At 39.8% G+C, this 23,939-nt stretch carries 20 protein-coding genes and 3 pseudogenes; 13 read left to right on the forward strand and 10 right to left on the reverse strand.

Annotated elements, in window-relative coordinates; translation table 11 throughout:
- Positions 1-48: 48 nt before the first annotated feature.
- Positions 49-2,487 carry a pyruvate, water dikinase gene (gene ppsA, locus D2C72_07825; GenBank protein ID QEF44110.1) on the reverse strand — a complete coding sequence of 813 codons (2,439 nt, stop codon included), beginning with the start codon at positions 2,485-2,487 and terminating at the stop codon, positions 49-51.
- A gap of 189 nt (positions 2,488-2,676) precedes the next feature.
- Here ppsA and D2C72_07830 point away from each other — a divergent pair, with 189 nt between their 5' ends.
- From D2C72_07830 to D2C72_07865, 8 genes and pseudogenes are all read left to right on the forward strand, one after another.
- Positions 2,677-2,808 carry a hypothetical protein gene (locus tag D2C72_07830; GenBank protein QEF44111.1) on the forward strand — a complete coding sequence of 44 codons (132 nt, stop codon included), beginning with the start codon at positions 2,677-2,679 and terminating at the stop codon, positions 2,806-2,808.
- A gap of 40 nt (positions 2,809-2,848) precedes the next feature.
- Positions 2,849-4,686 (forward strand): annotated as a pseudogene (locus D2C72_07835) (threonine--tRNA ligase).
- Complete coding sequence (gene infC, locus D2C72_07840; protein ID QEF44112.1) at positions 4,683-5,294, forward strand: translation initiation factor IF-3; 612 nt, start codon at positions 4,683-4,685, stop codon at positions 5,292-5,294. The pseudogene D2C72_07835 and the gene infC overlap by 4 nt, the downstream one beginning before the upstream one ends.
- Positions 5,275-5,469 (forward strand): 50S ribosomal protein L35, encoded by a 195-nt coding sequence (gene rpmI / locus D2C72_07845; protein QEF44113.1) that lies wholly within the window; start codon positions 5,275-5,277, stop codon positions 5,467-5,469. Before infC ends, rpmI begins: the two co-directional genes overlap by 20 nt.
- A 94-nt stretch (positions 5,470-5,563) precedes the next feature.
- On the forward strand, positions 5,564-5,914 hold the full coding sequence (gene rplT / locus D2C72_07850) for a 50S ribosomal protein L20 (GenBank protein QEF44114.1): 351 nt from the start codon (positions 5,564-5,566) through the stop codon (positions 5,912-5,914).
- 198 nt (positions 5,915-6,112) lie between these two features.
- A complete protein-coding gene (locus tag D2C72_07855) occupies positions 6,113-6,973 on the forward strand; it encodes an outer membrane protein (protein QEF44115.1) in 861 nt (286 codons plus the stop codon).
- A gap of 51 nt (positions 6,974-7,024) precedes the next feature.
- Entirely contained in the window at positions 7,025-7,150 is a 126-nt protein-coding gene (locus tag D2C72_07860; protein ID QEF44209.1) for a hypothetical protein, read from the forward strand.
- A gap of 170 nt (positions 7,151-7,320) precedes the next feature.
- A complete protein-coding gene (locus tag D2C72_07865; GenBank protein QEF44116.1) occupies positions 7,321-7,752 on the forward strand; it encodes a DUF1104 domain-containing protein in 432 nt (143 codons plus the stop codon).
- A gap of 258 nt (positions 7,753-8,010) precedes the next feature.
- On the opposite strand, the pseudogene D2C72_07870 reads toward D2C72_07865, so the two are convergent.
- Positions 8,011-8,243 (reverse strand): annotated as a pseudogene (locus D2C72_07870) (hypothetical protein).
- On the opposite strand from D2C72_07870, the gene D2C72_07875 reads away from it, so the two are divergent.
- Positions 8,167-9,024: a hypothetical protein gene (locus D2C72_07875; GenBank protein ID QEF44117.1), complete on the forward strand. Its 858-nt coding sequence runs from the start codon at positions 8,167-8,169 to the stop codon at positions 9,022-9,024. The pseudogene D2C72_07870 and the gene D2C72_07875 overlap by 77 nt on opposite strands.
- A gap of 633 nt (positions 9,025-9,657) precedes the next feature.
- On the opposite strand, the gene D2C72_07880 is transcribed toward D2C72_07875, so the two are convergent.
- Together D2C72_07880 and D2C72_07885 are read right to left on the reverse strand one after the other, a co-directional pair.
- On the reverse strand, positions 9,658-11,025 hold the full coding sequence (locus D2C72_07880; protein QEF44118.1) for an L-serine ammonia-lyase: 1,368 nt from the start codon (positions 11,023-11,025) through the stop codon (positions 9,658-9,660).
- Entirely contained in the window at positions 11,025-12,266 is a 1,242-nt protein-coding gene (locus tag D2C72_07885; GenBank protein ID QEF44119.1) for an HAAAP family serine/threonine permease, read from the reverse strand. Before D2C72_07885 ends, D2C72_07880 begins: the two co-directional genes overlap by 1 nt.
- A 180-nt stretch (positions 12,267-12,446) precedes the next feature.
- Here D2C72_07885 and D2C72_07890 point away from each other — a divergent pair, with 180 nt between their 5' ends.
- Positions 12,447-13,796 carry a 3-deoxy-7-phosphoheptulonate synthase class II gene (locus tag D2C72_07890; protein QEF44120.1) on the forward strand — a complete coding sequence of 450 codons (1,350 nt, stop codon included), beginning with the start codon at positions 12,447-12,449 and terminating at the stop codon, positions 13,794-13,796.
- A 289-nt stretch (positions 13,797-14,085) separates the two neighbouring features.
- Positions 14,086-14,220 (forward strand): hypothetical protein, encoded by a 135-nt coding sequence (locus D2C72_07895; protein ID QEF44121.1) that lies wholly within the window; start codon positions 14,086-14,088, stop codon positions 14,218-14,220.
- A 225-nt stretch (positions 14,221-14,445) separates the two neighbouring features.
- Here the strand turns inward: D2C72_07895 and D2C72_07900 are convergent, their stop codons facing one another.
- Genes D2C72_07900 through D2C72_07915 form a run of 4 tightly spaced genes read right to left on the reverse strand, consistent with a single transcriptional unit; the run spans position 14,446 to position 17,744 of the window.
- Positions 14,446-14,904, reverse strand: coding sequence for a peroxiredoxin (locus D2C72_07900; protein QEF44122.1), 459 nt, complete (start codon positions 14,902-14,904; stop codon positions 14,446-14,448).
- 9 nt (positions 14,905-14,913) lie between these two features.
- Entirely contained in the window at positions 14,914-15,549 is a 636-nt protein-coding gene (locus D2C72_07905) for a lactate utilization protein C (protein QEF44123.1), read from the reverse strand.
- Complete coding sequence (locus D2C72_07910; protein QEF44124.1) at positions 15,542-16,987, reverse strand: iron-sulfur cluster-binding protein; 1,446 nt, start codon at positions 16,985-16,987, stop codon at positions 15,542-15,544. The genes D2C72_07905 and D2C72_07910 overlap by 8 nt, the downstream gene beginning before the upstream one ends.
- A 28-nt stretch (positions 16,988-17,015) precedes the next feature.
- Complete coding sequence (locus D2C72_07915; GenBank protein ID QEF44125.1) at positions 17,016-17,744, reverse strand: (Fe-S)-binding protein; 729 nt, start codon at positions 17,742-17,744, stop codon at positions 17,016-17,018.
- A 221-nt stretch (positions 17,745-17,965) separates the two neighbouring features.
- On the opposite strand from D2C72_07915, the gene D2C72_07920 reads away from it, so the two are divergent.
- Positions 17,966-19,615 (forward strand): L-lactate permease, encoded by a 1,650-nt coding sequence (locus D2C72_07920; GenBank protein QEF44126.1) that lies wholly within the window; start codon positions 17,966-17,968, stop codon positions 19,613-19,615.
- A 48-nt stretch (positions 19,616-19,663) separates the two neighbouring features.
- Complete coding sequence (locus D2C72_07925) at positions 19,664-21,319, forward strand: L-lactate permease (GenBank protein QEF44127.1); 1,656 nt, start codon at positions 19,664-19,666, stop codon at positions 21,317-21,319.
- 23 nt (positions 21,320-21,342) lie between these two features.
- Here the strand turns inward: D2C72_07925 and D2C72_07930 are convergent, their stop codons facing one another.
- Positions 21,343-22,329: an adenine-specific DNA glycosylase gene (locus tag D2C72_07930; GenBank protein QEF44128.1), complete on the reverse strand. Its 987-nt coding sequence runs from the start codon at positions 22,327-22,329 to the stop codon at positions 21,343-21,345.
- Positions 22,330-23,777 (reverse strand): annotated as a pseudogene (locus tag D2C72_07935) (DASS family sodium-coupled anion symporter). It lies immediately after the preceding gene.
- Between the last annotated feature and the right edge of the window lie 162 nt (positions 23,778-23,939).

A 23,939-nucleotide genomic window follows, 5' to 3' on the forward strand; every position in this document is an offset into this window, starting at 1 on the left:
GGAAACTAATACGAAAAACCCACTCAAGTTAGATCAACCCCTTTATTATCAATGCGCAGTTAAGCCATGGTCTTTCAATTCTTTTTCTAACTTGGCTACGGCGTTCCAAGTGGGGATCACGCTATCAGGGTTTAAAGAAATGGAAGTGATGCCCTCTTTGACTAAAAACTCTGTCACTTCAGGGTAATCGCTTGGGGCTTGCCCGCAAATCCCGCAATATTTGTTGTGCCTTTTACAAGCTTCAATCGCTTTTTTAAACATTTTGAGCATCGCTTCATTCCTTTCATCAAAGACATGGCTGACTAATTCGCTGTCTCTATCCACGCCTAAAGTGAGTTGGGTTAAATCGTTTGATCCAATAGAAAAGCCATCAAACAAGCTTAAGAAATCATCAGCTAAAATGACATTCACTGGCAATTCGCACATGATATAAATTTCAAGCCCGTTTTTACCGGATTCTAAATTGTTTTTTCTTAAGATTTCTAGGACTTTTTTACCCTCTTCAATGGTGCGCAAAAAAGGGATCATCACTTTCATGTTCGTTAAGCCCATTTCTTCTCTCACTAACGCTAAGGCTTCACACTCCCATGAAAACGCTTCATTATAGCTTTCTGAATAATACCGACTAGCCCCCCTATAACCAAGCATGGGGTTTTCTTCATTAGGCTCATAGCTAGAGCCGCCAAGCATGCGCATGTATTCATTGGATTTGAAATCGCTAGTCCTTACAATCACAGGTTTAGGGTAAAACGCCGCACTGATCATGCCAATGCCTTCAGCGATTTTTTTCACAAAAAAATCTTTAGGGTTAGCATAGCCTGCCATGAGATTTTCAATTTCATTTTTTTCTTTCACGCTTTTTTTGTGGTGCAAATCCACTAAAGCTAAGGGGTGGGCTTTGATTTGATTTAAAATAATCATTTCCATTCTGGCTAACCCTACGCCGTGATTAGGGAGTTGAGAAAAGCTAAAGGCTTTTTCAGGGTTTCCAATATTGATGTAAATTTTTGTTTGAGTTTCTTGCATGTTAGAAAGCTCCACCCTTTCAATTTCATGCTCATAAATGCCTGCATACACATAGCCCTCTTCGCCCTCAGCACAAGAAACCGTGATTTCCATGCCGGTATAAAGGCTATCAGTCGCCCCACTCACCCCAACAATGGCTGGCACGCCAATTTCTCTAGCCACAATAGCGGCATGGCAAGTGCGCCCCCCACGATTAGTGATAACCGCGCTCGCTTTTTTCATGCAAGGCTCCCAGTCTGGGTCGGTATTATCCGTAACTAAAATTTCGCCCTCTTTAAAAGAATTCATGTGCTCCAAATCATTGATGATACGCACTTTCCCTGATCCGATTTTACTCCCAATCGCTCTGCCTTGTAGGATAACCTCTTTCTTTTCGCTAGGGTTTTTGAATTTGAATTTTTCAAAGACTTGATTTTCTTCTTTACTTTTTTGGCTTTGAACGGTTTCTGGGCGCGCTTGAACGATAAAAATTTCCCCACTATCGCCATCTTTAGCCCATTCTATATCCATAGGGCGGTATTGTTTGGCTTCTTTAGAGTAATGTTTTTCAATTTCAATGGCGTATTTGGCTAAAATCAGCACGTCTTCATCGCTCAATGAAAAGGATTGCCATTCTTTTTTGGTGGTTTTAATGTTTCTAGTGGGGTGTTCGCTCCCTCTTGGGGCATAGACCATTTTTTGCGTTTTATTGCCGAGTTGCCGTTTGATAATGGGGCGTTTGTTTTGTTCTAAAGTGGGCTTAAACACATAAAATTCATCAGGGTTTATCGTGCCGCCCACCACATTTTCGCCTAACCCCCACGCTGAAGTGATAAACACCGCGTCTTTAAAACCGGTTTCAGTGTCAATAGAAAACATCACGCCCGCGCTGCCTTTATCCGCTCGCACCATTTTTTGCACCCCCACACTCAAGGCGACTTTTAAATGATCAAACCCACGACTCGCTCTATAGCTAATCGCTCTATCGGTAAAAAGCGACGCTAAACAGGATTTGATATAGTGGATCAATTCTGTTTTACCCTTAATGTTTAAATAAGTGTCTTGCTGCCCGGCAAAAGAAGCGTCTGGCAAATCTTCTGCAGTAGCGGAACTCCTTACTGCCACATCGGCTTCTTTCATGTCGTATTGTCGGCTTAAAATTTCATAAGCTTGAAAAATCTCATCTCTCAAATCGCTAGGAAAAGGCGTGCCAAAAATAAGCTCTCTGATTTGTTTGGAGCGGATTTTTAACACATCAATTTCCGTGGCATCAACATTTTCTAAAAGCTCTATGATCTTTTGTTTAGCCCCCCCTTGCTCCAAAAGATACCAATACGCTTCGCTGGTGATCGCAAAGCCATCAGGCACTTTAATACCAATTGGCACTAATTCTTGAAACATCTCGCCAATGCTAGCGTTCTTGCCCCCAACCAGATTCACATTCTTATTGTTCAACTCTTTGAAAAACTTGATATATCGCACAAAACTCCCTTAAAATTATCATTAAGTCTCTTAAAACAAAAATATAATAATGATAGCATGATAGAGCTTTAGTTTAAGCTAGTTTGTATTACTAAGCTTTTTAATTAAGAGGGTGTATTCTTTTTGGTTTATGATTTTATTGTATAATGGGCGGTTAGTTAGGTATTTTTGAATATAGGAAGGGTGGTTTTGTATAGGCGGTTATTGTTGAATTTGCTTTGTATGGTGTTTTTACAAGCGTGTTTAAAGCCTATGAGCGACCCTAAAGCTGAGAAAGTGGATTCGCAAGTGCAATGCGGGTTTGGCTCAAAAGATTGCTAAATTTTAAGGTTTATAAGAAAGGAAACATAAGTTTTAAAGAATGAGTGCGGAACTGATTGCTGTTTATAAAGACGAGCAAATAATAGATTTAGAGAGTGCGAAAGTCTTAGGGCTGAGCGATGGGATTGAAGCGTTAAAAGGGAGCGAGCCGATATATTTTGATGATTCGCCTTTGGCTTTAGAAGTGATCAGGCATTCATGCGCGCATTTGCTCGCACAAAGCTTGAAAGCCCTTTATCCGGACGCGAAATTTTTTGTAGGCCCTGTGGTAGAAGAGGGGTTTTATTACGATTTTAAGACTTCTTCAAAAATCAGCGAAGAGGATTTGCCTAAAATTGAAGCGAAAATGAAAGAGTTTGCGAAGTCAAAGCTCGCTATCACTAAAGAGACTTTAACCAGAGAGCAAGCTTTGGAGCGTTTTAAGGGCGATGAATTAAAGCATGCGGTGATGAGTAAAATCAGTGGCGATATATTTGGCGTGTATAAACAAGGCGAGTTTGAAGATTTGTGTAAGGGGCCGCATCTCCCAAACACCCGTTTTTTAAACCATTTCAAGCTCACTAAATTGGCCGGGGCTTATTTGGGTGGCGATGAAAACAATGAAATGCTCATTAGAATCTATGGCATCGCTTTTGCCACCAAAGAGGGCTTAAAAGACTATCTTTTCCAAATAGAAGAAGCGAAAAAACGAGACCACAGAAAGCTGGGCGTGGAGCTAGGGCTTTTTAGCTTTGATGATGAGATAGGGGCAGGCTTACCTTTATGGTTGCCTAAAGGGGCAAGGCTCAGAAAACGCATTGAAGACTTATTGAGTCAAGCGTTGCTTTTAAGAGGCTATGAGCCGGTCAAAGGCCCTGAGATTTTAAAGAGCGATGTGTGGAAAATCAGCGGGCATTATGACAATTATAAAGAAAACATGTATTTCACCACGATTGATGAGCAAGAATACGGCATAAAGCCTATGAATTGCGTGGGGCATATTAAAGTCTATCAAAGCGCTTTACACAGCTACAGAGATTTGCCTTTAAGGTTTTATGAATACGGCGTGGTGCATCGGCACGAAAAAAGCGGCGTGTTGCATGGGCTTTTAAGGGTTAGGGAATTTACCCAAGATGATGCGCATATTTTTTGCTCTTTTGAACAGATCCAAAGCGAAGTGAGTGCGATTTTAGATTTCACGCATAAAATCATGAAAGCGTTTGGTTTTAGCTATGAAATGGAATTATCCACTAGACCAACTAAATCCATAGGCGATGATGAAGTTTGGGAAAAGGCCACTGACGCTTTAAAAGAAGCCCTAAAAGAGCACCGCATTGATTATAAGATTGATGAAGGGGGAGGGGCTTTCTATGGGCCTAAGATTGACATTAAAATCACTGACGCTTTAAGGCGTAAATGGCAGTGCGGCACGATTCAAGTGGATATGAATCTGCCTGAACGCTTCAAGCTCGCTTTCACGAATGAGCGTAATCACGCTGAACAGCCGGTGATGATCCACAGGGCGATTTTAGGCTCGTTTGAAAGGTTTATTGCGATTTTGAGCGAACATTTTGGGGGGAATTTCCCTTTCTTTGTCGCGCCCACTCAAATCGCTCTCATTCCTATTAATGAAGAGCATCATGTTTTTGCTTTGAAATTAAAAGAGGAATTAAAAAAGCGCGATATTTTTGTAGAAGTGTTGGATAAAAACGACAGCTTGAATAAAAAAGTGCGCTTAGCCGAAAAGCAAAAATCCCTATGATTTTAGTTTTAGGGAATGAGGAAATGGAGACCGAAATTCTATCCATTAGAGACAGAGAAAAACAAGCTCAATATAAAATGCCCTTAAAGGAGTTTTTAAACATGGTTGAATCTAAGATGCAAGAGGTTAGTTTTTGAGTAGGAACGAAGTGTTGTTAAACGGAGATATTAATTTTAAAGAAGTGCGTTGCGTGGGCGATAATGGCGAAGTGTATGGGATCATTTCTTCCAAAGAAGCGCTCAATATCGCTCAAAATTTAGGTTTGGATTTGGTTTTGATTTCAGCGAGCGCGAAACCTCCCGTGTGTAAGGTGATGGATTATAATAAATTCCGCTACCAAAATGAAAAGAAAATCAAGGAAGCCAAGAAAAAGCAAAAGCAAATTGAAATCAAAGAGATCAAGCTTTCCACTCAAATTGCGCAAAACGATATTAACTACAAAGTCAAGCATGCGAGAGAATTTATTGAAGCCAATAAGCATGTCAAATTCAAAGTGGTTTTAAAGGGTAGGGAGAGTCAAAACTCAAAAGCTGGGCTTGATGTGCTTTTGAGAATCCAAACAATGATGGAGGATTTAGCTAACCCTGAAAAGGAGCCAAAAACTGAGGGGCGTTTTGTTTCATGGATGTTTGTGCCTAAGGCTAAAGAAGCCCCCAAAAACGAAAAGAAAACCAAAGAAAATAACCCACCTTTTAATCGTATTAACCTTATGAAAGGAGAAAATCATGCCAAAAATGAAGACTAATCGCGGCGCGTCTAAGCGTTTCAAAGTCAAAAAAAACTTGATTAAGCGTGGCAGTGCTTTTAAAAGCCATATTTTGACTAAAAAAAGCCCTAAGCGTAAAGCCAATCTAAACGCGCCAAAACATGTGCATCACACTAACGCGCATTCTGTCATGTCGCTGCTTTGCAGGGCTTAGGAATGCTCATTAGAAAGTGGAGTTAATCCCCTTATTTAAGGGAAAGTCGTTTGAAAAACGCACCTAAAAATATTTTAAAAAGAAAGGTAAAGAAATGAGAGTTAAAACAGGCGTTGTGCGCAGAAGACGCCATAAAAAAGTCTTAAAACTCGCTAGAGGGTTTTATAGTGGCAGAAGAAAGCATTTTAGAAAGGCTAAAGAACAGCTTGAAAGGAGCATGTATTACGCCTTTAGGGATCGCAAACAAAAGAAAAGAGAGTTCAGGAGTTTGTGGGTGGTAAGGATTAATGCGGCTTGCAGAATGCATGAAACAAGTTATTCGCGCTTCATGCATGCCTTAAAAGTGGCTAACATTGAATTAGACCGCAAGGTTTTAGCAGACATGGCGATGAACGACATGCAAGCCTTTAAGAGCGTGTTAGAGAGCGTGAGAGAGCATCTTTAATCTCTATTGGCTGTTAGGTTTAGTTTTAGCCTAAAAAAGGTGAGAGGATTTAGGAATTTTTACTAAAAAGTTCCTAAAATTGATTTTTGTTTCAATTTATTCTCATTCAATCGCTATATTTAATCAAAAAGAAAGCAATTTTATAGTAGAATGTAGCATTTAGAACTCAAGTAGAGAAAATGTAGAAGGAAGGAATACATGAAGAAATCTGTTATAGTAGGTGCTATCTCTCTAGCGATGACAAGCTTATTGTCAGCAGAGACCCCTAAGCAAGAAAAAGCTATTAAGACTAGCCCTACCAAAAAAGGTGAAAGAAATGCTGCTTTTATAGGGATTGATTACCAGTTAGGTATGCTCAGCACTACCGCTCAAAATTGTTCCCATGGGAATTGTAATGGTAATCAAAGTGGGGCTTACGGCTCTAACACGCCTAACATGCCTACAGCGTCAAACCCCACAGGAGGGCTTACTCATGGCGCTCTAGGGACTCGTGGGTATAAAGGCTTAAGCAACCAACAATACGCTATCAATGGTTTTGGGTTTGTTGTAGGGTATAAGCATTTTTTTAAGAAATCCCCGCAATTTGGAATGCGTTATTACGGATTCTTTGATTTTGCAAGCTCTTATTATAAGTATTACACTTATAATGATTATGGCATGAGAGACGCTCGCAAGGGTTCTCAAAGTTTCATGTTTGGCTATGGGGCTGGCACAGATGTGTTGTTTAACCCGGCTATTTTCAATCGTGAGAACTTGCATTTTGGGTTTTTCTTGGGCGTTGCGATTGGTGGCACCTCTTGGGGTCCAACAAACTATTATTTTAAGGACTTAGCTGATGAATACAGAGGGAGTTTCCACCCATCAAATTTTCAGGTCTTAGTTAATGGCGGGATTCGCTTAGGCACTAAACACCAAGGTTTTGAAATTGGCTTGAAAATCCAAACCATTCGCAACAATTACTATACCGCTAGCGCGGATAATGTGCCTGAAGGGACTACTTATAGATTCACCTTCCACCGCCCCTATGCCTTTTATTGGCGTTACATTGTAAGCTTTTAAGGTGTTTTAGGGTTAATTTATGGGGGGTATAGAAAAGGGCTTTTGCTCTTTATGGCCTTTTATGACTTTCTTGTATCAAAGCCGTTGTTTAATCAATACGGCTACTTGGCAAAAATTAAAGCACAATCCTTACAAGCAATTGAACTTACCAACAACCGCACACAAACAAATCTTTGAAAAATCAAAAATAAATTGATTATTTTTAAAAATAAGGGATATAGGTTAGCTGTTTTAATGGAGCGCTGATCATAAAATCTAAAAATCAATTGGCTATTAAAGCGCTATAAGTTATCTTTAATCAATCAGATGATAGAATTCATTTTTTATTTTTGAATTGGGAGCATTTGATGAAAAAATTAGCGGTTTCTTTATTATTTACAGGGACTTTTTTGGGGCTTTTTTTGAATGCGAGTGACTTTAAGAGCATGAATGATAAGCAACTATTGGAGCAAGCAGGGAAAGTCGCTCCTAGCGAAGTTCCAGAGTTTCGCGCAGAAATCAATAAGCGATTAGCAGTGATGAAAGAAGAAGATCGTAAAAATTATAAAGCGGATTTTAAGAAAGCGATGGATAAGAATTTGGCTTCTTTAAGTCAAGAAGATCGCAACAAGCGTAAAAAAGAAATCCTTGAAGTGATTGCTAACAAAAAGAAAACAATGACCATGAAAGAATACCGTGAAGAGGGGTTGGATTTGCATGATTGCGCATGCGAAGGCCCTTTTCATGACCATGAAAAAAAGGGAAAAAAAGGGAAAAAACCAAGCCATCATAAGCATTAGCGCTTAGGGTGTGCTAACTTTTTTTGATTTTTGTAAAAATACGCCGTAAATCTCTAGCTTTTGGCTGTGGGGGTGTAAGGCGTTTTTTTTGTTATAATTCTGTTATAGGGTTTGAGCATTGACTCTTAAAATAGAGACTATCTATCTGGTGGGTGGGCTTTGTTGCTCTCAAATCCTTTAGCTGTAAAGAGCGTCTCAAATTTTTAGGGTTAAAGTTTTTGGAGTGTTTGTATTTTTTGGATATTTATAGTATCATACCTAGTAATGAAGACCCTTTGAAAGTCTGTATTTTAAGACGGCTAAAACAGCTTGAATTCTAGGTGGTTTTTTATCAATAGAATATTTCAAAAGAGAGCTTTTTATGAAGAACGGTATCTATTTTTGTTGCGGTTATATATTAATTAGGAGTTTGGTGTGAAGCGAATTTTATTTTTTTTAGTGGCTACGACTTTTTTGTTGAGAGCAGAAACGGCTTCTGCTACTATTAACACTACAGTTGATCCCAATGTTATGTTTTCTGAAAGCTCTACGGGGAATGTGAAAAAAGACCGCAAGAGGGTTTTAAAGAGCATGGTTGATTTAGAAAAAGAGCGTGTGAAGAATTTTAACCAGTATTCTGAAACCAAGATGAGTAAGGGCGATTTATCCGCTTTTGGAGCTTTCTTTAAGGGGAGTTTGGAAGATTGCGTGGAGCAAAAGATTTGTTACTATGAGCATAGGAATGGCAAGGTTTCTTTTGTGGTGAATGACAGAGAAAAGTTTTATAAGCATGTGCTTAAAGACTTAGGGACAGAGCTTTCACTCCCCTTATTTAATTGGCTTTACAAAGGCTCAGATTTTGGGGCTTTGCATGAGCAGTTTGGGGACATGTATGATGGGTATATCAAATATTTGATCAGCATGGTTAGAATAAGCCAAAAAGAAAAGGCTAGAAAAGTGGATGCAATCGTTCTTAAAAAAATGGAAGAACAAGCTGAGAAAGACACTAAGGCAGCATTCCAAAAGAGGAGCAGTGGGGAGCTTGAAAGCCATACTGATAGCCCTGAATTTATAAGCTCTTCTAAGACACAGAATTCTTCTAACCCAGATCTAGACCCTATGACTAACGCTAACACGCTCAAAGAAACAGCTTCAAAAGAGCCAGAGACTTCTTCAAAAAAGGAAAAAAAGCCCAAGAAAAAACGACGCCTTTCAAAGAAAGAAAAGCAACAACGGGCCTTGCAACAAGAGTTTGAAAAACAAATTAGCGATTCTAGTAAGTCTGAAAAATAATAAAATAGCCTAGCTTACCTTTTTGGCTAGGGGGCTTTAAATAAGTTTCTTAAGCACTCCTTTTTAGGCTTTTAGCTCTCTATCACTAAGCTCTGTGTCCTATTGGTTAGGACTATCTCTTTTAAAAATCACTGCTTTTTTAAAATCTTTAGAATTTAAGCTTTTTGGCTTTTTTGTGGTAACGATTGGTAAGCTTAAGGTTTTGTTACGCAAAAATCTTTGAAATATAGCGATTGACAGAGTTAAACATAACCTCAAGACATTCCAACGCATTTTATAAAGCCTATAAAAATTTTTAATGGAGTGTTGGTAATCAAATTGATGCCTTTGAGGGTTTTTCACAATCAAAATAAAAAAGCTAAGCTAGTGATAATTTCTCATAACATGCTCTTATGGAGTTAGGGGGATTTTTAAAAGGGGTTGTAGGGGAATGATTTCAAAAAATATCCCCATCCCCTTATGAGTTTAAATAAACTTTTTACTATAAAATGGAATCCAAAACGACGGAATAACGCTTTAAAACCCTATGTTTAAAATTTTTGAAGGATATTAAAGTTGGATAAGATTTATTTGCATTTGATAAAAACAAAGCCTTTTTTAGGAAATAAAACCCCTAAAGATTAGAGCTATCCCTTAGCATTCTAAAGTCTTAGCTAACCCCCCTAACGAAGTCTCTTTGTATTTTTCATTCATGTCTTTTCCGGTTGCATACATCGTAGCGATCACTTCATCTAAGCTCACTTTAGGCTTGTATTCATATTCTAAAGCCAGTTTAGAAGCACTAATCGCTTTGATCGCTCCTAAAACATTGCGTTCAATACAAGGGATTTGCACCAAGCCCCCCACCGGATCGCATGTCAATCCTAAATGGTGTTCCATAGCGATTTCACTAGCGATTAAAACCTGTTGCGTGGTCGCTTGGCACAAATGAGCTAACCCCCCCGCAGCCATAGAGCTTGCCACGCCAATTTCAGCCTGACACCCCGCTTCTGCGCCGCTCAAGGAAGCGTTTTTCTTGTAAAGATAGCCAATCGCCGCACTGGTGAGTAAAAAATCATTGATAGATTTTTGCGATAAATTTTCAAACAAATGGTTTTTAGCGTATAAAAGCACGCTTGGCACTACTGCGCACGCTCCATTAGTGGGGGCGGTTACCACCTTGCCTCCGCTAGCGTTTTCTTCAGCAATGGCGCGAGCGTAAAGCGAAATGTAATCAATCAACGCTAAGGGGTCTTTCCCGCTTGTGGGGTGTTTTTCTAAGCGCGTTTTAATGCTTGGGGCTAATCGTGTTACCTTTAAAGAACCAGGCAGATACCTTTCTTTAGAATTAACCCCATTATCATAACACTCAAGCATCGCATGGTAAATTTTAGCCATCGTTGCATCAGGGCAGTTTTTCAGGGCGTCTTCTCTCAAACGCACGATTCCAGCGATGCTTTTTTGGTGTTTTTGGCATAATTCTAGCAATTCCTTAGCGCTTGAAAAATCATAGGCAATGCTTTCATTTCCACCCTCTTTAGATAAGTTGTCTAATTCTTTTTCAGTATAGACAAACCCTCCACCGACAGAATAGTAAGTCTCTTCTTTTAAAACCTCATTTTTAGCGTTAAAAGCTTTTAGAATGAGAGCGTTTTGGTGTCTGGCTAAGGGTTTGTTGTCAAAAATCAAATCTTTAGCATAATCAAAAGGAATGCGATGTTGGTTAGCGAGTTTTAAAACTTTGTTTTCAAGCGCTTCATGCAATAAGGCTTTTTTGGTTGTTATATCTAATTCGTTAGCGTAAATGCCATGCAAGCCAATTAAAACCGCTTCATCGCTCAAATGCCCTTTACCGGTTAAAGCCAATGAGCCATGCAAGGTGATTTGAACGCGTTCAACCTGCTCTAAAATGCCTTTTAACAACCCGCAAAATCTCGCCCCCGCTTCCATAGGCCCTATGGTGTGTGAAGAGCTAGGCCCCACGCCGATTTTAAAAATGGATAAAATAGAAAAACTAGCCATTAAAATAGTCCTAAAAACACGCTCAAAGCCGTCAAGCTCCCAAAGACAAACACAAAAATATCCACTTTGAAGTTTCTAAAACGCTTCAAACTAGAAACGCTATAAAACGCTATCATGGGCATCACAAATAGAATGAGTGCGATAATGGGACCGCCTAAATTTTCAATAAAATCCAAGATATTAGGGTTAATATAAGCCACAAGCGTGATAGTCAGCCATAAAAAAATCGTTACGCTAACGCTCAAGGGTTTAGAAGCTTGTTTCAATTTTAAACTTTGAATGATAATGCCTTCTAAACCCTCCTTAGCCCCATAATAATGCCCAAAAAAAGATGAAAAAATCGCTAAAAAAGCCACCACAGGCCCCGCATAGTTGATTAAAGGGTTGTTTAAAGTGTTAGCAAAATAGCTTAAAATGGGGATATTTTGTTCCCTTGCTTTCACAAAATCATCAGCATTCAAGCACATGACGCACGAAAACACAAAAAACATCACAAACCCTAAAAGCATCAGCGATGTCCCTAATTCAATTTGATTGAGTTTATACTCTTTGAAAGCGCCGTATTCTTTTTCCACATTTTGAGTGAAGGTTGAAATGATGGGGCTATGGTTGAATGAAAACACAAGCACCGGTAAGGTTAGCCAAATAGCTAACACAAATTCTTTAAAACTCGGCACCACAAAAAGATTAGCGCTCTGCCAATAAGGGATAAGATACAAAGAAAAAAGCAATAAGATCAAGCATAAAGGATACACTAAAGCGTTACAAATGCGCGTAACAATCGTAGCGTTAAAAACCATCACCAACATCATTAAAGAAACTAACGCTACAGCCAGTAAGCCCCGATTAAAAGGCGTTAAATGCAACTGGTTGGTGAAAAAATGATCAAACACATTAGTGATACCCACCCCATAAGCCAAACAAATAGGATAAATCGCAAAGAAATAAAGCAAAGTGATAAGAAAACCCCATTGAGCACCAAAATAAGAGCGAACGACCATAGTAATGTCTTCTTTATCTTTAGATCCTATGAAATAAGCTAAAGCTCTATGCCCCAGATAAGTTAAAGGGAATATGATCGCACTCATCACCACAATAGCCCATATCCCATGCCCACCAGCTCTAATAGGCAAAAATAAAATCCCAGCCCCAACGGCTGTGCCAAATAAAGACGCCATCCAACGCAAATCAAACGCGTTGAGTTTTTTAGGATCTCTTATAAGTGCTTTTTCTTGTGCCATGCTATTAAACCGCCTTTTTATTGTGTCAAAGAGTTCTCATTGTAACATAAAGCTTTTTATGATTGGGTTTTTTTGAGATTAAGGGGTGGTTTTGGGTGCACATTTATTTTCTAAAATCCACGATTTAACCCGCACAAGCTATAATAACGCTTAAAAAAAAATTAATAAAGGATTGTAGAAATGTCAAACACAACTTGGTCGCCCGCTTCATGGCATTCTTTTAAGATAGAGCAACACCCCACTTATAAAGATAAGCAAGAATTAGAAAGGGTCAAAAAAGAATTGCGCTCTTACCCTCCCTTAGTGTTTGCTGGTGAAGCGAGGAACTTGCAAGAGCGTTTAGCCCAAGTCATTGACAATAAGGCGTTTTTGTTGCAAGGGGGCGATTGCGCGGAGTCGTTTTCTCAATTTAGCGCTAACAGGATTAAAGACATGTTTAAAGTGATGATGCAAATGGCGATTGTCTTAACTTTTGCTGGCTCTATACCGATTGTGAAAGTGGGGCGCATTGCCGGGCAATTTGCCAAGCCTCGCTCTAATGCGACTGAAATACTAGATAATGAAGAAGTGTTGAGTTATAGAGGGGATATTATCAATGGGATTTCCAAAAAAGAAAGAGAACCAAAGCCTGAAAGAATGCTTAAAGCCTACCATCAAAGCGTAGCGACTTTAAACCTTATTAGAGCCTTTGCTCAAGGCGGGTTAGCCAATTTAGAGCAAGTGCATCGTTTCAATTTGGATTTTGTCAAAAATAACGACTTTGGGCAAAAATACCAGCAAATCGCTGATCGGATCACGCAAGCTTTAGGGTTTATGCGAGCATGCGGGGTGGAGATAGAAAAAACGCCTATCCTTAGGGAAGTGGAATTTTACACCAGCCACGAAGCGTTACTGCTCCATTATGAAGAGCCTTTGGTGCGTAAGGATAGTTTGACTAACCAGTTTTATGATTGCTCCGCGCACATGCTGTGGATTGGTGAAAGGACAAGAGATCCTAAGGGCGCGCATGTGGAGTTTTTAAGGGGGGTTTGTAACCCTATTGGCGTGAAAATCGGGCCTAATGCGAGCGTGAGCGAAGTGCTAGAATTGTGCGATGTCTTAAACCCGCACAACCTTAAAGGGCGTTTGAATTTGATCGTGCGCATGGGTTCTAATATCATTAAAGAGCGCTTGCCTAAGCTTTTACAAGGGGTGTTGAAAGAAAAACGCCACATTTTATGGAGCATTGATCCCATGCATGGCAACACGGTCAAAACCAACTTGGGGGTTAAAACAAGGGCTTTTGATAGCGTGTTAGATGAAGTGAAAAGCTTTTTTGAAATCCATAGGGCTGAAGGGAGCTTGGCTTCAGGGGTTCATTTAGAAATGACGGGTGAAAATGTTACAGAATGTATTGGTGGCTCGCAAGCGATCACCGAAGAGGGTTTGAGCTGCCATTACTATACGCAATGCGATCCAAGACTGAACGCCACTCAAGCCCTAGAACTCGCTTTTTTAATCGCTGACATGCTTAAAAAACAACGCGCTTGATTAAAATCAAAATAATAAGAGGCTTTAGTCAAGCGATCGTTTCTTCTAATGCGTTCTATAGGGGGATTTAGTTGGGGGTTGTAGGGGGAGAGTTATTTCAAAATACCCCAGTTATCCCCTTAAGAGAATGAGTTTTACATAAAACAAAGTTTTAAAAATTAAAGAATAATAAGGTTAAATAAGGTTTTGAGTGCCGACATTTGATGAAAGCAGAGCTAAATATTAATCTATCTTTAACTCTTTTTCTTTATAATTATCGTAAGCATTTTAATATTCAAAGGAGCTTAGAATGAGAATTTCTCTTTTAGCTGTAATTTTAGCGTTATTGTTTGTGGCTTGCCATGAAACTAAAAAACAAATTTTGCAAAACGAAGCCGATAGCACCCCCTCAGAAAAGACCATTTGGCAACCTGAACAAAAATAGAAATTTAAAAAAGCTAAAAAGCGTTTTTTACCATCAAATTAAAAGGGCTTGATTTTAGTTAAATAGTGTTTTAAAAAGCGTTTTTGTGGGGTTATTGTCGCAAAATAACCCTATTTTTTATGAGTTTTAGCGTAAAAAATAAAAGTTTTTGTTAAATAAGACTCAACCAATGTTTGAAAAGAGCAGAGCCTTAGAGTTTGAGGATTAAAAGGCTTGAGAGCGAAACTACAAACTCTCTAAAACTTTTTGAGCATGCCCTTTCGCTTTGACATTATAGAAGCATTTTTCTAAAACGCCTTGCGTGTTGATAATGAAAGTGGAGCGGATAATCCCCAAATGCTCCTTCCCATAAAGCATGCGTTTGCCATAAGCTTTGTAAAGATTGGCCACTTTCTTACCTTCATCGCAGAGCAAGATCACATTCAAAGAGCATTGGCTGATAAATTTTTGATGCGATTGCGCGTTATCAGGGCTTACGCCCACGACAACAGCGTTTTTCTTTTCAAATTCGCTAAACAGAGCGCTAAAATCTTTGGCTTCTAAGGTGCATCCGGGGGTGTTGTCTTTAGGGTAGAAATACAACACCACTTTTTTATGGAGCAAATCTTTTAAAGAAATTTCCACGCCATCGCTGTTTTTCAATCTAAAATCAGGGGCTAATTGCCCCACTTCTAATTTTTCCATTCTTATCCTTTAATAGAGAATGACAGCGACTTTTTGAGGCCCATGCACCCCAAAAACGGTTTTTAATTCAATGTCGGCTGTCCGGCTAGGCCCGCCAATAAGGAGCATGTTTGTGGGCAATACGCCGTTTTGGCTTTGATTTTTCAAAGCTTGCATGCCTTCACTCAAGTTGCGCACAATGGATTCTTTTTTCAATAAGATGATGCAATTAAGGGTGATGAGTGAAAGCAACCTTGGGCTTGCATGCGAAGAAACCGCCCCAATCATGCCCAAGCTTGAAATCCCACAAACCCCATGCAATAAAGCGGTATCAATCTCAAACAACTCTTCACGCATCGCTTCAATTTCTTTATCATAAGGCTGTAAAGTAAAATCCTTGAACGCTTCAAAATTCAAATTCAAATCTGTAGAGTGTAAGATTTTTTTGCTTTTAAAATTTTCTAAAGCCTTTAAAATGGCTTGCTCTAAATTTTCTTTAGCGCTTTCAATGACTTCAGCTTTATTCAACACTTGGAAATGTTTGTATTCTTCCACCAAGTCTTCAAACTCCACTTTAATGATATTCCTGTAAGCAGGGTTTGCTCCCTGAATGGCATTCTTGGCTCTGGCTTCTTTAATGCGCTTTAAAATAAGCTCTTTACTCATAAACCACCCCTTCTAAGTGTTGGACTTTTGCATGCAAGCTTGTGTCCATATTGGGTAAGGTTCTCACGCTCGCCCACTCTTTGACTAAAGGCAGTATGGGAGCTAAAAGCTTGCCTAAAGGCGAGAAAAATTGAGCCATTTTCAATTGGAAACGCCACTTAGCCCCATCGCTTGCCATTTTGGCAAACATTTTCATAGAGAATTTTTCCATCCCGCTGTGTTGGGTGCTTTTAGCCCCCTTAACTACGCCCCTGCCTTCGCCCACTTTATCCGATCGTAAATCTCTAATAAGCTCGGCTAAAGGGATTTCTACAGGGCACACTTCAGTGCAACGCCCACAAAGACTGCACAAATTAGGGATATGCCCGTAATTATTCAAGCCAAAGAGTTGAGGGGATACCACCACGCCTATAGGGCCAGGATAAGTAGAAAGATAGGCATGCCCACCGATTTTGTCATACACGGGGCAGTGGTTCAAACAAGTCCCGCAACGAATGCATGAAAGAGCGCGATAATACTTTTCATCAGCCAAAATATTAGAGCGGTTGTTGTCTAATAAAATGATGTGGGCTTCTTTAGGGCCGTCTAAATCGCCCTCTTTTCTGGGGCCTGTGATAATGTTTTGATAGCATGTGATAGGCACACCCACAGCGCTTGGAGCGAGCAGATTGTTTAAAATCGCCGCATCATCAAAGCTTTCTACTAATTTTTCAATCCCGCAAATAGCGACATGCACATCGCATGCGGTGGTGCTCATGCGGCCATTGCCTTCATTTTCCACTAACCAGATCGCACCCTCATTAGCGATAGCGAAATTCACCCCACTAATCCCCATTTTAAAGCTTTCAAATTCTTTGCGCATGTGCTTTCTGGCGATCGCATTAAGCTTTTCAGGCTCTTCTTCATAAGCGGCGTTGAGTTTTTCTTCAAAAATCTTACCGATTTGCTTGCGGTTTTTATGGATAGCTGGCACGACAATATGCACAGGGTGTTCATTAATGAGCTGGATAATCAATTCGCCCAAATCCGTTTCTTGCGCTTGAATGCCCTTTTCTTTGAGGTAGTGGTTCAAGCCAATTTCTTCGCTCGCCATGGATTTTTGCTTCAAAATGCGCTTGATATTCTTTTCTTTAGCGAGGTTGTAAATGATTTCATTAGCTTCATCGCCGTCTTTAGCGTAATGGATTTTAAAGCCGTTTTGAGTGGCGTTTTTTTCAAACAATTCCAAATACTCATCAAGCCTGGATAAAATTTTAAGCTTGACTTCTTTGCCTAATTCCCTTAAATTTTCCCACTCGCTGTAACGATTTTTAATCAAATTCTTACGATTAGCCCTTAAGGTATCCATTGCAGAACGCAAATTTTCCCTTAATTGCATATCGCCCAATTGGTCGGTGATGATTTCTTCGTATTCTTGGTCGCTATGATATTTTTCCATGATTATTCCTTAAAACAATTTTTTAATGTTAAAGCCCAAGTCTTGAGGCTAAAAAGTCATAAAAATGCATGGGTTTTGTGGGAGAGCCCATTTTTTGCATAGCGGTGCTGATATTCATCAAACACCCAGCGTCCGCTGAAACAATCACATCCACTTGACGGCTTTCTATGTCTTTAATCTTTTCTTTGACCATAACCGCTGAAATTTCAGGCTCTTTGACTGAAAAAGTCCCCCCAAACCCGCAGCATTCTTCTTCTTTTTCCAATTCAATGAGTTCCACATTTTTAAGCTGTCTGATGAGATTTTTCGCCGAGTCAATCACTTTAGCCACCCTTAAGGCATGGCAATTAGAATGCCATGTGATTTTAAGGGGTTCGCCCTTATCTTCATATTTGACTTGCAATTTTTTATCCAAAAACTCGCTCAATTCATACACCCTAGAGCAAAAATCTTTAACCATGTTAAATTCCGCATGCCCTTCAAACAATTCCAAATAATCATGCCGCATCATCCCTGTGCATGAACCGCTAGGCAAGATAATAGGGTAGTCGTTATTGGAATAAAGTTTGATATTGTATAAAACGACTTTTTTTGTTTCTTCATAATACCCTGAGTTGTAGCTTGGTTGGCCGCAACAAGTCTGGTCTTTTTTAAAAACCACTTCCAAATTTTCCTTACGGAGTAATTTGATAGCGTTAAGCGATGCGTTGCTGTATATGGCTGCTCCTAGACAAGTAGCAAAGAAATTGACTTTCAAAGAAGGCTCCTTAAAATTCCAAATTAAGAGTTTCAAACATAATATAATACTCAAAATTAGTAAGATTGTAATCACAAGTTGATAAACCCACTCGCTCAAACATTGTTACTAAAATAAACCACAAAACCATTAAATTTGACTTAATATTAAATGCTACTTAAAATTAGTTTTTTCTTTTAAGTAAGATTAAAAAAATACTTTTAATTATTCAAGGAAAATTTATGGAATTTTATCAAGTCTATGACCCATTAGGCAATATTTGGCTGAGTGCTTTAGTGGCGCTATCGCCTATTGCGCTCTTTTTTATTTCTCTTATTGTCTTTAAACTTAAGGGGTATAGCGCTGGGTTTTTAAGCTTAGTGCTTTCAATCATTATTGCGTTATTTGTGTATAAAATGCCTGCTCAAATGGTGAGCGCGAGTTTTTTCTATGGCTTTCTTTATGGCTTGTGGCCGATCGCTTGGATTGTGATCGCTGCGATTTTTCTTTACAACCTTTCAGTGAAATCCGGGTATTTTGAGATTTTAAAAGAAAGCATTTTAACCCTAACGCCGGATCACCGGATTTTGGTGATTTTGATTGGCTTTTGTTTTGGCTCGTTTTTAGAAGGAGCGATCGGCTTTGGAGGCCCAGTAGCGATCACAGCGGCGATTTTAGTCGGTCTTGGGCTAAACCCCTTATACGCTGCCGGATTGTGCCTGATCGCTAACACCGCTCCTGTAGCTTTTGGCGCGGTGGGTATTCCTATTACGGCAATGGCTAGCGTGGTGGGTATCCCTGAATTAGAGATTTCTCAAATGGTGGGCAGAGTGTTACCCATTTTTTCCATTGGTATCCCTTTTTTCATCGTGTTTTTAATGGATGGTTTTAAAGGGATTAGAGAAACTTTTCCCGCAGTGGCTGTTACCGGGTTTAGTTTCGCTATCGCACAATTTTTAAGCTCTAATTATCTAGGGCCGCAACTTCCGGATATTATTTCAGCTTTAGTGTCATTGATCGCTACCACTTTGTTTTTAAAATTCTGGCAACCCAAGCACATTTTCACCAGCAATGGCAAAGAGCCTATAATCAGCACAAAAAAACACCATATTTGTAAGGTGGTTGTGGCGTGGATGCCTTTTGTGTTGCTCACTATTACAATTATCATATGGACGCAACCCTGGTTTAAAGCGCTCTTTAAAGAAGGCGGGGCTTTGGCGTTTTCTAGCTTTGCGTTTGAATTCAATTCTATCAGTCAAAAGATTTTTAAAACCGTTCCCATTGTTACTGAAGCGACCAATTTTCCTGTCGTGTTCAAATTCCCTCTAATCCTAACGACAGGCACTTCCATTTTTTTAGCCGCTCTTTTAAGCGTGTTTTTGTTGCGCGTGAAAATCAGCGATGCGATAGGGGTGTTTGGGGCTACTTTAAAAGAAATGCGTTTGCCGATTTTAACCATTGGCGTGGTTTTAGCGTTTGCATATGTGGCTAATTATAGCGGCATGAGCGCCACGCTCGCTTTAGCGTTAGCGGATACTGGGCATGTTTTCACTTTCTTTTCGCCTGTTGTAGGCTGGCTTGGGGTGTTTTTAACCGGAAGCGATACGAGTTCTAATCTTTTATTTGGCTCTTTGCAAATGCTCATCGCTACACAGCTTGGCTTGCCTGAAGTGCTTTTTTTAGCGGCAAACACTTCAGGGGGTGTTGTGGGTAAAATGATAAGCCCTCAAAGCATCGCTATCGCTTGCGCGGCGGTGGGGTTAGTGGGGAAAGAGAGCGAATTGTTCAGATTTACAGTAAAATACTCTATCGCTTTGGCGATCATTATGGGGATTATTTTCACTCTTATTGCTTATGTCTTCCCCTTTATTATCCCGGTTACTCCTACTTAATGGAGGGGGTTTAGGGGAGTAAGAGAATATTTTTTAAAGGGATTTTTAGTGTCAGAATTTCATCAAATTTATGACCCTTTGGGTAATATTTGGCTGAGCGCTCTTGTGGCCTTATTGCCGATTTTGCTATTTTTCTTATCTTTAATGGTTTTTAAACTCAAAGGTTATGCGGCGGCCTTTTTGAGCGTGGTTCTGTCAGCCGTTATTGCGGTTTTAGTGTATAAAATGCCTGTTAGCATGGTGGGTTCAAGCTTTCTTTATGGCTTCCTCTATGGCTTATGGCCGATCGCATGGATTATTATTGCGGCGATTTTTTTATACAAACTCAGCGTTAAATCCGGCTATTTTGAAATTTTAAAAGAAAGCGTCCAGTCCATCACTTTAGATCACAGGATTTTAGTGATCTTGATTGGCTTTTGTTTTGGCTCGTTTTTAGAAGGAGCGATCGGGTTTGGAGGGCCTATTGCCATTACCGCAGCGATTTTAGTGGGGTTGGGGTTAAGCCCTTTATATTCTGCCGGGTTATGTTTGATCGCTAATACCGCTCCTGTGGCTTTTGGCGCAGTGGGTATCCCTATAAGTGCTATGGCGAGCGCGGTAGGGGTGCCAGCGATTTTAATTTCAGCCATGACGGGTAAAATCCTCTTTTTTGTGAGCTTGTTAGTGCCGTTTTTCATTGTGTTTTTGATGGATGGCTTTAAAGGGATTAAAGAAACTTTTCCGGCTGTTTTTATCGCGGCTTTTTCTTTCGCTGGCACGCAATTTTTAAGCTCTAATTATTTAGGGCCAGAATTGCCTGGTATTATTTCAGCCCTTGTTTCACTCGTTGCAACAGCGCTCTTTTTGAAATTTTGGCAGCCTAAAGTGATTTTTAGAAGCGATGGCAAAGCGGCTTCATTCACTAATAGTAACCATCATATCTGTAAGGTTTATGTCGCTTGGTCCCCTTTTGTGATTTTGGTTTTAGTGATTGTGTTATGGATACAGCCTTTTTTTAAAGCTTTATTTGAAAAAGACGGCTTGTTAGCTTTTTCTAATTTTTATTTTGAATTCAATAATATCAGTAACCACATCTTTAAAAGCCCGCCTTTTGTAGAATCCGATCAAAGCGCGAGTTTTCCGGTGGTGTTTAAATTTTTCTTAATCAACACGGTTGGCACTTCCATTTTTTTAGCCGCTCTCATTAGCATGCTCGTTTTAAGGGTGCGAGTGAGCGATGCGCTGGGCGTCTTTGGCGAGACTCTAAAAGAAATGCGCTACCCCATTCTTACCATTGGTTTAGTCTTAAGCTTTGCCTATGTGTCTAATTACAGCGGGATTTCTTCCACTCTAGCCTTAGCGCTCACCCATACGGGATTAGCTTTCACCTTTTTCTCGCCCTTGATCGGGTGGGTGGGCGTGTTTTTAACCGGGAGCGATACGAGTTCTAATCTTTTATTTGGCTCTTTACAGCAACTCACCGCCCAACGATTGCATCTCCCTGAGATTTTAACCCTAACGGCTAATACCGTGGGTGGCACTTTAGGCAAGATGATAAGCCCTCAAAGCATTGCTATCGCTTGCGCGGCAGTGGGATTGGCTGGGAAAGAGAGCGATTTATTCAAATTCACGGTCAAATACTCCCTTATTTTTGTAGCGATCATGGGAGTTGTGATTAGCGCGATTGCGTATTTGATCCCTGAAGTGGTGCCTGCGATAAAGTAGAGCCATTTTAGATTTGGCAGGGTTTAACCCCCAAATAAATTTTTTTGTTTTAAAAAATTCAAAATTTTAAGCGTCATAGAGCTTATGGGTAAGGTTTCTAAGTCTTTAAGGCTATAAAAACGAATAGGGTTTTTTAAATCTTTTATCGCAGCTAAATAGAGGTTTAAATTGAGCTTGAATTTAGTGTGGCTGTGTTTGATCGCCCCTAAAAAGGGGAGTTTGTATTCTAGGTTTTCTTTGAGATTGGGGAAATGGTGCATCCCAAAATAGAGTTTTTGCTCTATTTTTTCTAAAGCGATTTGGTTATTTTGGATCACAACGCCCAAGTAACGCTCTTCTTGAATGATTTCTTGTTTTTTCTTAAGCGTGTGTTTTTCTGGGTGGTTTTTACCCAAACAATAAGGGTTTAAAGGGCAAATCGTGCATTTGGGTTTAGGGGAGCAGATTAAAGCCCCTAGATCAATTAGGGCTTGGTTATGATTAAAGCTTTCATTAAGATTGAGAAAGTCATTCGCTTTAATTTGCAGATCTTTAGCCGTGATATTAGGATCCAAACCAAAAAGCCTTAAAAGCACTCGTTTGATATTGGCATCCACGCATGCACTCTTTTCTCTAAAACCAAAACATAAAATCGCATTAGCCGTGTATGCGCCAATCCCGGGGAGTTTTAATAGGCTTTGATAGTCATTGGGTAATTGTGAGTTGTGTTCTTTAACGCAAATTTCAGCGCTTTTTTTTAAATTTTTAGCCCTTGAATAATAGCCAAGCCCTCTCCAGAGCAATAAAACCTCTTCTAATTGAGCGCTCGCTAAGTCTTTTAAAGTGGGGAAAGCTTCTAAAAAGGGGGAATAAAAACGCTCAATTACCGTGTTGATTTGGGTTTGTTGGCTCATCACTTCACTGATATAGACTTCATAAGGGGCGTTAATGCCCTTTAAATTCCTAAAAGGTAAATCCTTTCGCCCAAATTCTTCATACCATTTTAAAAGGGCGTTGTGTAAAGTTTCCAGCTACAACCACCTATAAGCGATGAATTTGACCCAAGGCACGCACACGCTTAAAAACACGATCAAATACACCACGCCAAAAATAAACCCCCATTTCCAAAAATCCTTGCTTGAAATATACCCGCTCCCGTAATAAATGGTGGATGGGCCTGTGCCATAGGGGGTTAAAATCCCCATAATCCCTAAAGAAAGCATTAAAAACAAGCTCAATTCTTGCAAATTGACCCCTTGAATGTGCGAACCAATCCCCACAAAAAGCGCAAATAACGCACTCACATGAGCGGTGATGCTAGCGAAAAAATAATGCAACAGATAAAAGAGGGCTATAATAAACAAGACCGCTATTAACGGATCCAAGTTGGCATGCTCTAAAAAATTTTTAGCCGCATTGCCGATAAAATTTAAAAACCCTACATTTTTAAGCCCGCCAGCCATTGTGAGCAGCGATCCAAGCAATAAAAAATGTTGAACGCGCTCTTGTTTTTGATGATGTCTTCATAGCTTACAATCTTACAAAACGCCATTAAAACCATGACAATCAAAGCCGTCGTGCTCGCATGCAAGCCTAAAGGTTTGCTAAAAATCCAACCCAATAAAGCTAGTAAAGTGAGACTGAGCATTAAAATTTCTTTTAAAGAAAACCTCCCCATGCCCTCTAATTCTTTTTTAGCCCACAAGATCACTTCTTTTGAGCCTTTTAAGGTGGGTTTGCAGGTTTTATACGCTAATAAAGGCGCAAGCAAGATCAAAACCACCCCACAAGGCAAGAACGCTAAAAACCACGAAAACCATGAGATTTCATTCACGCCCATTTTGGTAGCGATTTCCATTGCTAGGGGGTTAGGAGCGAGCGCGGTTAAAAACATGGACGAAGTGATGCAAGTTGAAGCCAAAGCGACCCACATCAAATACGCACCGATTTTGTCAGGGTTATCATTTGGAGCAGATCCCATTAAAGGCGGGATAGATGAAACGATTGGATAGAGTATGCCTCCACTTCTAGCGGAGTTGCTAGGGATAAAGGGGGCCAGACACAATTCGCTCAAACCAATCGCATAGCCTAAACCTAAAGGGGTTTGCCCTAAAAACCTAATGAGTAAAAGAGCGATCCGTTTCCCTAACAAGCTTTTTTCATACCCTAAACCCAAAATAAAAGCGACAAACACAAGCCACACCGTTTTATTCGCATACCCGCTCAAACCCCATGAAATAGCCTTATTAGCGCTCGCTACTTCATCACTCGCTCCAATTTTTAACGCCACGCACAACACTAACGCGCTCAATGCCACTAAACCTGGTGGCACCGGCTCTAAAATTAGCCCTATAATCATGCCTATGAAAATACAAAAATAAAGCCATGCGTTAGGGCTTAACCCATCTGGTGCGCCTAAAAAATACAATAGCGTTGCGACAAAAAAAGGGGTAAGAATGATGAGGATTTGTTTAATCATATGTAGCCTTTAGCCAAAGATAGTAATAATTTGGCTTAAAAATATCATTCAAATGGGATTGAGTTATTACAATGTTACAGAAAAAGATTAAAAATTAAGCTTTTTGAAAAAGATAAAATTTTATAATTGTGTTTATCTTTGTTGAATTTACTACAAATAGGA

Source organism: Helicobacter pylori, assembly GCA_008032955.1.
Classification (GTDB): domain Bacteria; phylum Campylobacterota; class Campylobacteria; order Campylobacterales; family Helicobacteraceae; genus Helicobacter; species Helicobacter pylori_DC.